This is a genomic window from Streptomyces sp. JLYT201 (genome assembly GCF_059448825.1).
This window is the reverse complement of sequence record NZ_CM182551.1, coordinates 6,040,980-6,053,842: the sequence shown is the minus strand read 5'-3', so window position 1 is coordinate 6,053,842 and position 12,863 is coordinate 6,040,980. Positions and strand designations below refer to the sequence as shown.

Below are 12,863 nucleotides of genomic sequence, written 5' to 3'. Positions count from 1 at the left end.
AGTCAGCTCCCTGTGCTGCGGTACGAACGGAGCCCCGCGCGCCAGGCGAGTCCCGCGAGCGCCAGGCACGCGAGGGCCACGAGCGGCGGGGCGAAGGCGGCCCACCCGGGCAGGCCCAGCGGGGCCGGGCGGTCGAGGACGTACAGGCCGGGCAGCCAGTTCACGAAGGCGATCGGGACGACGAACGTGACCCCGCGCACCAGGTCGTCGGCGAAGACGGTCGGCGGGTACTGGAGCAGCGTGTTGCCGCCGTAGGTGACGGAGTTCTGCACCTCGGAGGCGTCCTGGGCGACGAACTGGAAGGCCGCGCCGAGCACGAAGACGGCTGCGAAGATCCCGGCCCCGCTGATCAGCATCAGCGGCACGAGGAGCACCTTCAGGGGCGTCCAGGCGATGTCCACGCTCCAGAAGGCGTACGCGAGGACCAGCAGGCCCTGGGTGATCCGGCCGAGGCGGCGCAGCGCGAAGCGGTCGGCGGCGACCTGCGCGAGGACCGGCACGGGGCGGACCAGGAGGGTGTCGAGGGTGCCGTCGCGCACCCGGGTGCCGAGCCGTTCCATGGAGCCCATGGCGAGGTCGGCCACGCCGAAGGCGGTGGACGCCGCCCCGTACAGGAAGGCGATCTCGCCGAGGCCGTAGCCGCCGAGCCGGTCCACCTGGGAGAACATCAGCAGGATCGCGACGAAGTCGAGCGCGGTGGCCGCGAAGTTCCCGAAGGCGGTCAGCGCGAAGGAGGCGCGGTACGCCATCGTGGAGCGGATCCACATGGCGGTGATCAGGCGGTAGGCGCGCACGCCCTCGCGGGCCCGGCCGAGCGGCCCGACCGGGGCGCCGAGGCCGCCGGGCGCCGGGCCCCCGGCCCCCGCGCGCGGCGGCTCGGGCCGCTCCCGCAGCGGCTCAGCCACCCTGGACCACCACCCGCCGGGTCGCCACGCCCTGGAGCAGCCGTCCGACGGCGAGCAGCCCCGCCGCCCAGGCGGCCTGGAAGGCGTAGATCGCGAGGAGCCCGGTGCCCGTGTGCTTGCCCAGGAACACGTCCGCGGGCACCTGGAGCAGCGCCGACCAGGGCAGGGCCCGGGCGATCTCGCCGAGGGCGCCGGGGAAGACGTTCAGGGGCAGCAGCATGCCGGAGAAGAAGGTGCCGGCGAGCCAGGAGATCTGGGCCACGCCCGCACCGTCCAGGAGCCAGAAGGCGCTGAGCGCCACCAGATAGCGCAGGGCGAAGCTGACGACGACGCCGAGGAACACCGCGAGGAGCGTCGCCAGCCAGGTCAACGGAGATCTCGGCAGCGCGAGTTGGAAGGCGAGCGCCCCGAAAATCATCGGCACCACCCCACGGCCCAGAAGGTGGAACGCGGCCCGGCCCAGATCGCTCGCGAGCCACCACGCCTGGAGGTCGGCGGGCCGGTGGAGATCGGTCGCCACGTCGCCGGTGCGGATGCGCTCCATCAGGTCCGCCTCGAAGCCGCCGCCCATCGCCGCGACGGTCATCAGGAGGGCCTGACCGAGCCAGACGTACGTGAGCGCCTGCGCCTGGTCGTATCCTCCTAGTCCGGGTCTCTCGTCCCAGAGGGCTTTGTAGGTGTAGGCCAGGATCACCCCGAACACCGTGTTGGTGAACACACCCGCCAGCGTCGCCATCCGGTATGTGGCGAATCTCCGGAAGTTTCCTCCGGCGACGGCCGCGTACAAGCGGAACCGTCCTGTTCTCACGCACATCCCTTTCAGAGAGCCTCGTCCCGCTTCCAGGCCGGGCGCCCGGACCGCGTGTCCGGACCGAAGCGCAGGAGCCTAATGTGAGCGGGGCCGTCCGTGCCAGGCAATTTCGCCGCGCGGCGCGTGCCTGGTCAGAAAGGCATGCGGAGACAGTGTGCAATGGGTCGTACGAGGCGTACGACGCGAACTGGGAGTTCCGCGAGACATGAGCAGCGACGAGCCGCAGCAGCAGCGTGGCCCCGGGCGCGGGCCCGCTGACGGGCCCGGGGAGCCCGCCGCCCCCGAGGACGGGCCTGCGGCCCCGCGCCAGGACGCCCCCGAGGGGGCCCGCCGCCCCGCCGACGCGGGGCGCCCGGGCGTCCCCGGCAAGGGTGACGGGCCCGCACGCCGGGATGACCCCGCCGCGCGCCCCGGCCAGGGCGCGCCCGACCCCGCCACCCAGCAGATCCGGCCGGTCACGGACCGGGGCGCCGCGCCGCGGGGCAAGGGCGGGGGCGACGCCGCGCCCCTGCGCAAGGACGGCTCCGCCGCGACGCCCCAGGGCGGCCCGGCCGCCGGGGCGAACGACCCCGCGACCCAGCAGATCCGCCCCGTGAAGGCCGGTGCCCAGGGGGCCGGGGCCGCGGGCGCCGCGGGCGCTGCCGGGGCCGCGGGCGCCGCGGCGAAGGGCGGCCCCGCCACGACCCGGCTGCGGCCCGTGCGGCCCGAGGGGCCAGGCGCCGGGCACCAGGAGCCCGGGAACGGCCGGCCGCAGGGCTGGGCGCCCCGCGACCCCGGCGAGGGCGGCACGGGCGACGGCGACGGGGCGAGCCCCGCCGGACCCGTCGCGCCCGGCCAGCAGGGCAAGAAGGGCAAGAAGGCGAAGCGGCCCAAGCGCAAGGGCTGGCGGCGCCTGTTCCCGACCTGGCGGATGGTGCTCGGCGCCTTCATCCTGTTCATCCTGCTCGGCGTGGGCGCGTTCATGACGGGCTACTTCCTCGTGAACATCCCGCCGGCCAACGCCATGGCCACCAAGCAGAGCAACGTCTATCTGTACTCCGACGGCACCGAGATCGCCCGCGACGGCAAGGTCAACCGCGAGAACGTGCCGCTGTCGAAGGTGCCCAAGAAGGTCCAGCACGCGGTCCTCGCCGCCGAGGACCGGGACTTCTACAGCGAGTCCGCCGTCGACCCCAAGGCGATGCTCCGTGCGGGCTGGAACACGCTCACCGGCAAGGGCAAGCAGTCCGGTTCGACGATCACCCAGCAGTACGTGAAGAACTACTACCTGGCGCAGGAGCAGACGGTCTCGCGCAAGGTGAAGGAGTTCTTCATCGCGATCAAGCTGGACCGCGAGGTGAGCAAGGACGAGATCCTCCAGGGCTATCTGAACACCAGCTACTTCGGCCGCAGCGCGTACGGCGTGCAGGCCGCGGCCCAGGCGTACTACGGCAAGGACGTCGAGGACCTGTCCGTCGGCCAGGGCGCCTACCTGGCGACCCTGGTGAACTCCCCCAACGCCTACGACGTGGCGACGCACCCGGAGAACAAGCCGCGCGCCGTCGCGCGCTGGAACTACGTCCTGGACGGCATGGTCAAGGAGGGCTGGCTCGACAAGGCCGAGCGGGACAAGGTCAAGTTCCCGATGCCGGAGCAGGCGAAGGGCGCGCCGGGCCTCTCCGGCCAGCGCGGCTACGTCGTGAAGGCCGTCGAGGACTATCTGATCGAGAACCGGATCGTCGACGAGGACGCCCTCAGCAAGGGCGGCTACCGCATCACCACCACGCTCCAGAAGCCCAAGCAGGACGCCTTCGTGAAGGCCGTCGACGAGCAGGTCATGTCGAAGATCGACAAGAAGGCCCGCAAGATCGACAAGGACGTGCGGGTCGGCGGCGCCTCGGTGGACCCCAAGACCGGCAAGGTCGTCGCGATGTACGGCGGCATCGACTACACGAAGCAGTTCGTGAACAACGCGACCCGGCGCGACTACCAGGTCGGCTCGACCTTCAAGCCGTTCGTGTTCACCTCGGCGGTGGAGAACGACTCGACCACGCAGGACGGCCGCCCGATCACGCCGAACACGGTCTACGACGGCAACAACCGCCGCCCGGTCCAGGGCTGGGACGGCGGCACGTACGCGCCCGCCAACGAGGACGACTACCAGTACGGCGACATCAGCGTGCGCGAGGCCACGGACAAGTCCGTGAACTCGGTGTACGCGCAGATGGCCGTCGACGTCGGCTCGGACAAGGTCAAGGAGACCGCGGTCGCGCTCGGCGTCCCGGCGAAGACGCCGGACCTGACCGCGTCCCCGTCGATCGCGCTCGGCCCGTCCACGGCGTCCGTCCTGGACATGACCGAGGCGTACGCGACGCTCGCCAACCACGGCAAGCACGGCACGTACACGCTCGTCGAGAAGATCAGCAAGGACGGCCAGGACATCGCGCTGCCGCAGCGCAAGACGTCGACGGCGGTGAGCCGCGAGGCCGCGGACACGACGACGTCGATCCTGCAGAGCGTGGTGCAGTCCGGCACCGGCCGCGAGGCCCTCGCCGCGGGCCGTCCGGCGGCGGGCAAGACGGGTACGGCGGAGAACGACAAGGCGGCCTGGTTCGCGGGCTACACCCCCGACCTCGCCACCGTGGTCGCGGTGATGGGCCAGGACCCGGTCACGGCGACGCAGACGCCGCTGTACGGGGCGCTCGGCGAGACCCGCATCAACGGCGGCGGCTACCCGGCGAAGGTGTGGGCGCAGTTCACCAAGGACGCCCTGGCGGGCAAGCCCGTCAAGGAGTTCGACCTCCAGCTGGAGCCGGGCTCCGAGGAGCCGGCCGCGCCGGACCCGTCGCAGTCGGCGCAGGAGCCCGACGAGGGCGACGACACCGGTGGGGCGACGGGCGGCGCGGACGACGGCGGCCGGACCGACGGCGGCACCACGGACGGCGGCCAGACCGGCGGGCAGAACCAGGGCGGCCAGACCGGCGGCGGCGACCAGGGCGGCCAGACCGGTGGCGGCGACCAGGGCGGCCAGAACCAGGGGCAGAACCAGGGCCAGGCCCAGGGCGGCGCGGCCGATGGCGGTGGTGCCGCGGACGGCGGCGGTGCGGCGGACGGCGGCGGCGGTGCGGACGGCGGCGGCGGTGACCAGGGCGGGGCCGCCCAGGGGGCCCTCGGCGGACTCACCGTGGGGCCCGGTGGGCGGGACCGCGACGGCTGATCGTGTGATCGTGCGGGTGCGCGGGGGCCGAGCGTGCGGTTCCCCGCGCCCCTTGCGGGGCTAGTGGCCGCTCGTCGCCTTCAGGCCGACGACGGCCACGAGCAGCAGGCACACGAAGAAGATCCGGGCCGCGGTGGTGGGCTCGCCCAGGGCGACCATGCCGACCACCGCGGCGCCCGCGGCGCCGATGCCGACCCACACGCCGTAGGCCGTGCCGACGGGGAGCGTCTTGGCCGCGTACGACAGCAGGACCATGCTCGCGACGATGCCCGCGCCGGTGAACACGCTCGGCCACAGGCGGGTGAACCCCTCGGTGAACTTCATGCCGATCGACCAGCCGACTTCGAGCAGACCGGCGACGACGAGCAGGACCCAGGCCATGACGGAACCTCCGAGAACGAGACTTCAGGGGTGCGTCGTCTTTGCGGGGCCCGGTACGGCGCGTCTCGTCGGGGTCCCTCCACGGTAGCAAAAGACAGGCAAAAGGGGCTGGTGACCATGGTCACCAGCCCCTTCGCACACCCGGTGCGCGGGCTACAGATAGAGCCCCGTGGAGTCCTCCGAGCCCTCGAAGCGGTCCGCGGCCACCGCGTGCAGGTCGCGCTCGCGCATCAGCACGTACGCCGTGCCCCGCACCTCGACCTCGGCCCGGTCCTCCGGGTCGTAGAGCACCCGGTCGCCCGGTTCCACCGTGCGCACGTTCTGCCCGACGGCGACCACTTCCGCCCAGGCGAGCCGGCGGCCGACGGCCGCGGTCGCCGGGATCAGGATGCCGCCGCCGGAGCGCCGCTCGCCCTCGGCGGTGTCCTGACGCACGAGCACGCGGTCGTGCAGCATCCGGATCGGCAGCTTGTCGTCGTGGGTGCTTGATTCCTGTGTCTTGGCGCTCACGCCCCGAACCTACCTGCCCGCACGCGCCCTGTACGCCCCCGGGTCAGCCCTTGCGACGCCGGGATCCGACGGCGAGGAGCCCCACGAGACCCACGACCACCAGGGCCACCGGCACGATCCGCTCCAGGCGTGGCTGGCCGTCCGCCGAGACGAGCTGACCGCGCACGTCGGAGACGAAGCGGTTCGCCCCGACGTAGGCCCGCCCGAGGGTGTTGTCCACGCTGGCCGCGACCTTCGCCTTCGCGTCGCCGACGATCGTCTTCGGGTGGACCCGCACCCCGATCTCGTCGAGGGTCTCGGCGAGCTGCTCGCGCCGGAGCTTGATGTCCGCCTCGATCTGCGCAGGGGTCCTGGCATCCGCATCCGACACCGCGCTGCCTCCGTGGGGTGTGTATGTGTACTCGGACCTCCACAGTCTGTCAGCTTCGCCCGCGCCGCACCCCACGGCACCCCTATTACGCTCGTCTCCGTCACCACAGCTTGGTGCGTACGCGCACCGTGAGGAGCCCAAGAATGAGCGAGCGACTGCAGCCCGGCGACACCGCCCCCGCCTTCTCCCTGCCCGACGCCGACGGCAAGCAGGTCTCCCTCGCGGACCACAAGGGCCGCAAGGTGATCGTGTACTTCTACCCGGCCGCCCTGACCCCCGGCTGCACCAAGCAGGCCTGCGACTTCACGGACAACCTGGACGTGCTCGCGGCCGCGGGCTACGACGTCATCGGGGTGTCCCCGGACAAGCCGGAGAAGCTCGCGAAGTTCCGCGAGAAGGAGAACCTGAAGGTCACGCTGGTCGGCGACCCGGCCAAGGAGACCCTGGAGGCGTACGGCGCCTTCGGCGAGAAGAAGCTGTACGGCAAGACGGTGACGGGCGTGATCCGCTCGACCGTCGTCGTGGACGAGGACGGCAAGGTGGAACACGCGTTCTACAACGTGAAGGCGACCGGCCACGTGGCCAAGATCATCCGCGATCTCGGCATCTGACGACGCGCGCATCCGCCGCGGCGGATGTGAGAAAGCCCCCTCCGGCAGGGGGCTTTCGTTTGCGATCGCGGGCTCGGAGTAGGCGTCCTGGAGACCCACCCGCTCCGAAAGGACTCCTTCCATGGCGGCCAGCAGGTACCAGGCCGACCCGGGGACCGACCCCCTCGCCCCCGGCGCCGACCCGGAGGCGGTGAAGCGTCACCGCCTCCTCTTCCGCACGGTGAGACGGCGCCGGAACCCGCCCCTGCGGCGCACCGACGTCACCGTCACCGACGACGCGGCGGTGCGCCGCGCGGTGAAGGCGGCGTCGCTCGGCAACGCCATGGAGTGGTTCGACTTCGGCATCTACAGCTATCTGGCCGTCACCATCGGGCACGTCTTCTTCCCGTCCGGGAACAGCACGGTCCAGTTGCTTTCGTCGTTCGCCACCTTCGCGGTCTCGTTCCTGGTGCGGCCGCTCGGCGGGATGGTGTTCGGGCCGATGGGCGACAAGGTCGGCCGCAAGAAGGTGCTGGCCCTGACGATGATCCTGATGGCGGCGGGCACCTTCGCCATCGGCCTGATCCCCGGCTACGCCACCATCGGCTTCTGGGCCCCGGTGCTGCTGATCCTCTTCCGCATGGTGCAGGGCTTCTCCACCGGCGGCGAGTACGGCGGCGCGTCCACCTTCATCGCCGAGTACGCGCCGGACAAGCGGCGCGGCTACTTCGGCAGCTTCCTGGAGTTCGGCACGCTCGCCGGGTACGCGGGCGCGGCGGGCCTGGTCACGATCCTGACGACCGTGCTCGACGACGGCGCCATGGAGGCGTGGGGCTGGCGCGTGCCGTTCCTGGTGGCGGGCCCGCTCGGCCTGGTCGGGCTGTATCTGCGGCTGCGCCTGGACGAGACCCCGGCGTTCCAGAAGCTCACGGACGAGAGCCGCCACCCCGCGTCGGACGCCGCGTCCGCCGTCGAGACCTCCGCCAAGGGCGATCTGGCCAGGATCTTCCGCGAGCACTGGCGGCCGCTGGTGCTGTGCGTCGCCTTGGTCGGCGCGTACAACATCGCCCACTACACGCTCCTGTCGTACATGCCGACGTATCTGACCGACGAGCTGGGCTACGACGACACGCACGGTCTGGTGATCCTCATCGTGACGATGCTCGCGCTGATGCTGGTGATCAGCCGGGTCGGCGCGCTGTCCGACCGCTTCGGCCGCAAGCCGCTCCTGATGACCGGCATGGTGGGCTTCCTGGTGCTGCCGGTCCCGGCGTTCCTGCTGATCAAGCAGGGTGCGCTGGTCGCGGTCGCGGCGGGCGTGCTGATGCTCGGCCTGTCCCTGGTGTGTCTGCTGGGCACCATGTCCGCGACGCTGCCCGCGCTGTTCCCGACACCGGTGCGCTACGGCTCGCTGTCGGTGGGCTACAACCTCTCCGCCTCGCTGTTCGGCGGCACAGCGCCGCTGGTGATCACCGCGCTGATCAGCGTCACGGGCTCGGACATGATGCCCGCCTACTACTCCATGGCGGCGGCGGGCGTCGGCATCGCCGCGGTCGCCTGTCTGAAGGAGACGGCGCAGCGGCCGCTCAGCGGCTCCCCGCCGTGCGTCGAGACCGAGGAGGAGGCCGCCGACCTGGTCGAGGCGCGGGCCGCGGCACCCGAGTTCTGACTCCGCCCGGCGACCGCGGGCGGGCGCCCATTACGATGGGGCGGCACGCGGCCGTGGTGGAATTGGCAGTCACGCTGGGTTTAGGTCCCAGTGGGGTAACACCCGTGAGGGTTCGAGTCCCTCCGGCCGCACTCGCGAGGGCCCTGCCGCCTTCGGAAGCAGACGTACGAAAGGGCGCCCCCGCCGCACGCGGGGGCGCCCTTCGCCGTCTGTGCGCGCCGGGTCAGCCGAGCAGCTCCCGCACCACCGGCACCAGGGCGCGGAAGGCCTCGCCGCGGTGGCTGATCGCGTTCTTCTCCTCGGCCGTCAGCTCGGCGCAGGTCCGGGTGTCCCCCTCGGGCTGGAGGACCGGGTCGTAGCCGAAGCCGTTCGTGCCCGCGGGGGCGTGGCGCAGGGTGCCGCGCAGCCGGCCCTCGACGACGCGCTCGGTGCCGTCGGGCAGGGCGAGGGCCGCGGCGCAGGCGAAGTGCGCGCCGCGGTGGGCCTCGTCGATGTCGCCGAGCTGGGCGAGCAGCAGGTCGAGGTTGGCCTTGTCGTCGCCGTGGCGTCCCGCCCAGCGCGCGGAGAAGATGCCGGGCGCCCCGCCGAGCACGTCGACGCAGAGCCCGGAGTCGTCGGCGACGGCGGGCAGGCCGGTGGCCCGCGCCAGGGCGTGCGCCTTGAGCAGGGCGTTCTCGGCGAAGGTGACCCCGGTCTCCTTGACGTCGGGGATCTCGGGGTAGGCGTCCGCGCCGACGAGTTCGTGGTCGAGGCCCGCGGCGGCGAGGATCGCCCTGAGCTCGGTGACCTTGTGGGCGTTGCGGGTGGCGAGGATGAGACGGGTCATGGGACCAGTATCCGTCCCGTCACCGGGACCCGGCCGCCCGGCCGGGGGTGCCCCCGGCCGTCCCGCCGCGTCGGTTCGCCCTGGCCCTGGCCCCGCGTCAGTTCGTGCAGGCCTTGGTGACCTTGCCCGCGGCGTTCGCCATCGGGCGGAGGTCGGGCGTCTTGTCGCCGTTGTCGACGGCCTTCTCCACGTTGTCGACGGCCTTCTGCATCTCGTCGACGGCGTCGCTGATGTCCTCGTCGTCCTCGTGGTCCCTGCGGATGTCGTCGAGGTCGCCCCGGATCTTGTCGAAGCGCTTCTCGGACTTCCGGTCCGGGTAGAGGACGGCGTCCTGGGCGGCCTGCCGGAGCGCGTCGGCGCCGTCCGACACGGCGTCGGCCGCCTTGACGCAGTCCACGGCGTCCTTCGGGTCGCAGGCGACCAGGCCGAGCGTCGCCGGTACGGCGATCAGGGCGGTGGTTATGGCGACGGTGACCCGTCGGTGGCGCACGGCCATGGATGGTTCCCTCCCGTTATGCGGTGAGCGAGCGTGCGGTCGTTCCCGCACGCTCCACCTCATAGAACGCCCGTGGTCGGCGGGACGGTTGCTCGCCGGGAGGCGAACCCCTTTACATCGACGGCTACTTGGCCGAATCCAGTGCCTCGCGCTGGAGCGCGGCCAGCTCCGCGCAGCCCCCGACGGCGAGGTCGAGCAGGGCGTTCAGCTCGTCGCGCGCGAACGGCTCGGCCTCCGCGGTGCCCTGGACCTCGACGAACCGGCCATCGCCGGTGCACACCACGTTCATGTCGGTGTCGGCCTTGACGTCCTCCTCGTAGGCGAGGTCGAGCAGCGGCACGCCACCGACGATGCCGACGGACACGGCGCTGACGGTGCCGGTCAGCGGCTGGCGGCCCGCCTTGATGAGCTTCTTGCCCTGCGCCCAGGAGACGGCGTCGGCGAGCGCGACGTACGCGCCGGTGATGGCGGCGGTGCGGGTGCCGCCGTCGGCCTGGAGGACGTCGCAGTCCAGGACGATGGTGTTCTCGCCGAGCGCCTTGTAGTCGATGACGGCGCGCAGCGAGCGGCCGATGAGGCGGGAGATCTCGTGCGTGCGGCCGCCGATCTTGCCGCGCACGGACTCGCGGTCGCCGCGGGTGTTGGTGGAGCGCGGCAGCATCGAGTACTCGGCGGTGACCCACCCCTCGCCGCTGCCCTTGCGCCAGCGGGGCACGCCCTCCGTGACGGAGGCCGTACAGAAGACCTTGGTGTCGCCGAAGGAGACGAGGACGGAGCCCTCGGCGTGCTTGCTCCACCCCCGCTCGATGGAAACGGGACGAAGCTGGGCGGGGGTACGACCGTCGAATCGAGACATGCCAACGACCCTATAGTCCCCTCGGAACCCACCCGACCGGTTCACCCGCTCCGCTACGGACGACCGGCGGGCGGCTGTCCCGCCCTCCTCCCTGGGTCCCTGTGGGCGGCTGGTCCGCCCAGAGGGCGAGTGGGGCCTCCCCTGCTCGAGCGAAGCCGAGAGCTTGGGGATGGGCGGGCACAGAGGACAGCCGCCCCGCGCCGCGGCACCAGGCCCCGGCAGCAGCCCGAGGGACGCCACCCCGGGCAACGCAAAAGGGGCGCGGCCCCGGCTGCCCGGACCCGCACCCCCCAGCGGGAGCGAAGTCGCTCACATCATGTCTTCGATCTCCGCCGCGATCGGGTCCGCGTCCGTGCCGATGACGACCTGGATCGCCGTGCCCATCTTCACGACGCCGTGCGCGCCCGCGGCCTTCAGGGCGGCCTCGTCGACCAGGCCCGCGTCGTTGACCTCCGTGCGGAGACGGGTGATGCAGCCCTCGACCTCTTCGATGTTGTCGATGCCGCCGAGCCCGGCAACGATCTTCTCAGCCTTGCTGGCCATTGCTTACTCCCTGCTGTGAAAGGACGCGGCCACGACACCGTAGGTCCGCTTTGTCACGGTAACGCACGGTTGGCCCATCTTCGCGGGCGGTCACGGCGGCCGCACCCCATCATGACGATCAAGGTGTCGTCCCTGACCAGGGGGCCACCGCACACCCGTCCGCAACTGGTCTACACCAGTTTTCAACGACCGCCAAACTGGCCGGTTCCAGGAGGAACGCCGATGAGTTCGGACGCCGCCGCGGCACCGCAGAAGAAGTGGTGGAACGGCCTCTTCCAGGGCCTTCAGAAGATGGGCCGCAGCCTCCAGCTGCCCATCGCCGTGCTGCCCGCCGCGGGCATCCTGAACCGGCTCGGCCAACCGGACGTCTTCGGCGACGACGGCCTGGGCTGGACGAACGTCGCCAAGGTCTTCGCGGCCGCGGGCGGCGCCCTGCTCGACTCCTCGCTCGGTCTGCCGCTCCTCTTCTGCATCGGCGTGGCGATCGGCATGGCCAAGAAGTCGGACGGCTCCACCGCCCTCGCCGCCGTCGCGGGCTTCCTCGTCTACTACGCGGTGCTCCGCGCCTTCCCCGAGGACTGCGCGGCCGGGGCCGACTTCGCGGGCGCCGGGATGTGGAGCGGGGTGTGCGTGGCCGAGGACGGCACCTCGGCGCAGGCCTCGTACCAGAATCCGGGCGTGTTCGGCGGCATCGTGATGGGCCTGCTCGCGGCCTGGCTCTGGCAGCGCTACCACCGGGTGCGCCTGGTGGACTGGCTGGGCTTCTTCAACGGCCGCAGGCTCGTACCGATCATCATGGCCTTCGTCGGCCTGGTCTTCGCGGGCCTGTGCGTCTGGGTCTGGCCGCCCATCGGCGACGGGCTCACCAGCTTCTCCAAGTGGCTGGTGGACCTCGGCTGGCTGGGCTCGGGCATCTTCGGCGTGGCCAACCGCGCGCTGCTCACGGTCGGCCTGCACCAGTTCCTGAACACCTTCGTCTGGTTCCAGTTCGGCGACTACACCAAGGCGGACGGCACCGTGGTGCACGGTGACATCAACCGCTTCCTCGCCGGGGACCCGACGGCGGGCCAGTTCACCTCGGGCTTCTTCCCGATCATGATGTTCGCGCTGCCCGCCGCCGCGCTCGCCATCACGCACGCGGCGCGGCCCGAGCGCCGCAAGGTCGTCGGCGGCATGATGCTCTCGGTCGGCCTGACCTCCTTCGTCACCGGCATCACCGAGCCGATCGAGTACTCCTTCCTCTTCATCGCGCCGCTCCTGTACGCGATCCACGCGGTGCTCACCGGCGTCTCGATGGCGGTGACGTGGGCGCTCGGCGTGAAGGACGGCTTCAGCTTCTCGGCGGGTCTCATCGACTACGTCATCAACTGGAGCCTGGCCACCAAGCCCTGGTTGATCATCCCGATCGGCCTGGCGTTCGCGGTCGTCTACTACGCTTTGTTCCGCTTCGTCATCCACAAGTTCGACCTGCCCACCCCGGGCCGCGAACCGGAAGAAGAGGCAAAGGCGTTGGACGCAGAACAGACTAAAGCGTAAGACTCAAGCGGAACCTCGCTTCAGAGCCTTCGGAAAGGCCCTCGGACCCCTGGTCCCGGGGCCTTTCGTCATGCTTGTGCCGATATGGCCCAGGCCACAGGAATCGCGGGTTCCTTATGCCGCCTTGACCGTGTTACAACAGGTCTACACCACTGAGTGGTGTAGACCACCTGG

General features: G+C 71.4%; 13 protein-coding genes, 1 tRNA gene and 1 riboswitch. Of the genes, 5 read left to right on the top strand and 9 right to left on the bottom strand.

Annotated features, from left to right (window positions below; genetic code table 11):
* Window positions 1-2: 2 nt before the first annotated feature.
* Both AC5WAM_RS25355 and AC5WAM_RS25350 read right to left on the bottom strand, forming a co-directional pair.
* Window positions 3-905, bottom strand: a complete 903-nt coding sequence (locus AC5WAM_RS25355) for an ABC transporter permease (RefSeq protein ID WP_495518889.1) — start codon at window positions 903-905, stop codon at window positions 3-5.
* On the bottom strand, window positions 898-1,719 hold the full coding sequence (locus AC5WAM_RS25350; RefSeq protein ID WP_366794730.1) for an ABC transporter permease: 822 nt from the start codon (window positions 1,717-1,719) through the stop codon (window positions 898-900). The genes AC5WAM_RS25355 and AC5WAM_RS25350 overlap by 8 nt, the downstream gene beginning before the upstream one ends.
* Before the next feature lie 202 nt (window positions 1,720-1,921).
* Here AC5WAM_RS25350 and AC5WAM_RS25345 point away from each other — a divergent pair, with 202 nt between their 5' ends.
* Window positions 1,922-4,912 (top strand): transglycosylase domain-containing protein, encoded by a 2,991-nt coding sequence (locus tag AC5WAM_RS25345; protein WP_495518888.1) that lies wholly within the window; start codon window positions 1,922-1,924, stop codon window positions 4,910-4,912.
* 60 nt (window positions 4,913-4,972) lie between these two features.
* Here AC5WAM_RS25345 and AC5WAM_RS25340 read toward each other — a convergent pair whose 3' ends face one another.
* The 3 genes from AC5WAM_RS25340 to AC5WAM_RS25330 all read right to left on the bottom strand — a co-directional run bounded on the left by AC5WAM_RS25340 (window position 4,973) and on the right by AC5WAM_RS25330 (window position 6,173).
* Window positions 4,973-5,293 carry a DMT family transporter gene (locus tag AC5WAM_RS25340; protein ID WP_495518887.1) on the bottom strand — a complete coding sequence of 107 codons (321 nt, stop codon included), beginning with the start codon at window positions 5,291-5,293 and terminating at the stop codon, window positions 4,973-4,975.
* 29 nt (window positions 5,294-5,322) lie between these two features.
* Window positions 5,323-5,392: riboswitch (guanidine-III (ykkC-III) riboswitch) on the bottom strand.
* A gap of 54 nt (window positions 5,393-5,446) precedes the next feature.
* On the bottom strand, window positions 5,447-5,749 hold the full coding sequence (locus AC5WAM_RS25335; protein ID WP_051707732.1) for a GroES family chaperonin: 303 nt from the start codon (window positions 5,747-5,749) through the stop codon (window positions 5,447-5,449).
* A 97-nt stretch (window positions 5,750-5,846) separates the two neighbouring features.
* Window positions 5,847-6,173: a DUF3618 domain-containing protein gene (locus AC5WAM_RS25330; protein WP_138959940.1), complete on the bottom strand. Its 327-nt coding sequence runs from the start codon at window positions 6,171-6,173 to the stop codon at window positions 5,847-5,849.
* A gap of 143 nt (window positions 6,174-6,316) precedes the next feature.
* On the opposite strand from AC5WAM_RS25330, the gene bcp reads away from it, so the two are divergent.
* From bcp to AC5WAM_RS25315, 3 genes are all read left to right on the top strand, one after another.
* Window positions 6,317-6,784, top strand: a complete 468-nt coding sequence (gene bcp / locus AC5WAM_RS25325; RefSeq protein WP_138959941.1) for a thioredoxin-dependent thiol peroxidase — start codon at window positions 6,317-6,319, stop codon at window positions 6,782-6,784.
* A gap of 121 nt (window positions 6,785-6,905) precedes the next feature.
* Complete coding sequence (gene proP / locus AC5WAM_RS25320) at window positions 6,906-8,432, top strand: glycine betaine/L-proline transporter ProP (RefSeq protein WP_366796005.1); 1,527 nt, start codon at window positions 6,906-6,908, stop codon at window positions 8,430-8,432.
* A gap of 47 nt (window positions 8,433-8,479) precedes the next feature.
* Window positions 8,480-8,563, top strand: a tRNA-Leu gene (locus AC5WAM_RS25315).
* 92 nt (window positions 8,564-8,655) lie between these two features.
* Here AC5WAM_RS25315 and rdgB read toward each other — a convergent pair.
* The 4 genes from rdgB to AC5WAM_RS25295 all read right to left on the bottom strand — a co-directional run bounded on the left by rdgB (window position 8,656) and on the right by AC5WAM_RS25295 (window position 11,153).
* Window positions 8,656-9,258, bottom strand: a complete 603-nt coding sequence (gene rdgB, locus AC5WAM_RS25310; RefSeq protein ID WP_138959943.1) for an RdgB/HAM1 family non-canonical purine NTP pyrophosphatase — start codon at window positions 9,256-9,258, stop codon at window positions 8,656-8,658.
* A gap of 97 nt (window positions 9,259-9,355) precedes the next feature.
* Window positions 9,356-9,754 (bottom strand): hypothetical protein, encoded by a 399-nt coding sequence (locus AC5WAM_RS25305; protein WP_138959944.1) that lies wholly within the window; start codon window positions 9,752-9,754, stop codon window positions 9,356-9,358.
* A gap of 124 nt (window positions 9,755-9,878) precedes the next feature.
* Window positions 9,879-10,610 carry a ribonuclease PH gene (rph, locus tag AC5WAM_RS25300; protein ID WP_495518886.1) on the bottom strand — a complete coding sequence of 244 codons (732 nt, stop codon included), beginning with the start codon at window positions 10,608-10,610 and terminating at the stop codon, window positions 9,879-9,881.
* 309 nt (window positions 10,611-10,919) lie between these two features.
* Window positions 10,920-11,153: a PTS sugar transporter subunit IIB gene (locus AC5WAM_RS25295; RefSeq protein WP_030686811.1), complete on the bottom strand. Its 234-nt coding sequence runs from the start codon at window positions 11,151-11,153 to the stop codon at window positions 10,920-10,922.
* Window positions 11,154-11,375: 222 nt separating this feature from the next.
* Here AC5WAM_RS25295 and AC5WAM_RS25290 point away from each other — a divergent pair, with 222 nt between their 5' ends.
* Complete coding sequence (locus AC5WAM_RS25290) at window positions 11,376-12,689, top strand: PTS transporter subunit EIIC (protein ID WP_138959946.1); 1,314 nt, start codon at window positions 11,376-11,378, stop codon at window positions 12,687-12,689.
* Window positions 12,690-12,863 lie beyond the last annotated feature (174 nt).

Excerpts from the sequence above, each read along its gene's own strand:
- AC5WAM_RS25350 (WP_366794730.1), bottom strand. The coding sequence starts at position 1,719 with ATGTGCGTGAGAACAGGACGGTTCCGCTTGTACGCGGCCGTCGCCGGA.
- AC5WAM_RS25345 (WP_495518888.1), top strand. The coding sequence starts at position 1,922 with ATGAGCAGCGACGAGCCGCAGCAGCAGCGTGGCCCCGGGCGCGGGCCC.
- AC5WAM_RS25340 (WP_495518887.1), bottom strand. The coding sequence starts at position 5,293 with ATGGCCTGGGTCCTGCTCGTCGTCGCCGGTCTGCTCGAAGTCGGCTGG.
- AC5WAM_RS25335 (WP_051707732.1), bottom strand. The coding sequence starts at position 5,749 with ATGCTGCACGACCGCGTGCTCGTGCGTCAGGACACCGCCGAGGGCGAG.
- bcp (WP_138959941.1), top strand. The coding sequence starts at position 6,317 with ATGAGCGAGCGACTGCAGCCCGGCGACACCGCCCCCGCCTTCTCCCTG.
- proP (WP_366796005.1), top strand. The coding sequence starts at position 6,906 with ATGGCGGCCAGCAGGTACCAGGCCGACCCGGGGACCGACCCCCTCGCC.
- rdgB (WP_138959943.1), bottom strand. The coding sequence starts at position 9,258 with ATGACCCGTCTCATCCTCGCCACCCGCAACGCCCACAAGGTCACCGAG.
- AC5WAM_RS25305 (WP_138959944.1), bottom strand. The coding sequence starts at position 9,754 with ATGGCCGTGCGCCACCGACGGGTCACCGTCGCCATAACCACCGCCCTG.
- rph (WP_495518886.1), bottom strand. The coding sequence starts at position 10,610 with ATGTCTCGATTCGACGGTCGTACCCCCGCCCAGCTTCGTCCCGTTTCC.
- AC5WAM_RS25295 (WP_030686811.1), bottom strand. The coding sequence starts at position 11,153 with ATGGCCAGCAAGGCTGAGAAGATCGTTGCCGGGCTCGGCGGCATCGAC.
- AC5WAM_RS25290 (WP_138959946.1), top strand. The coding sequence starts at position 11,376 with ATGAGTTCGGACGCCGCCGCGGCACCGCAGAAGAAGTGGTGGAACGGC.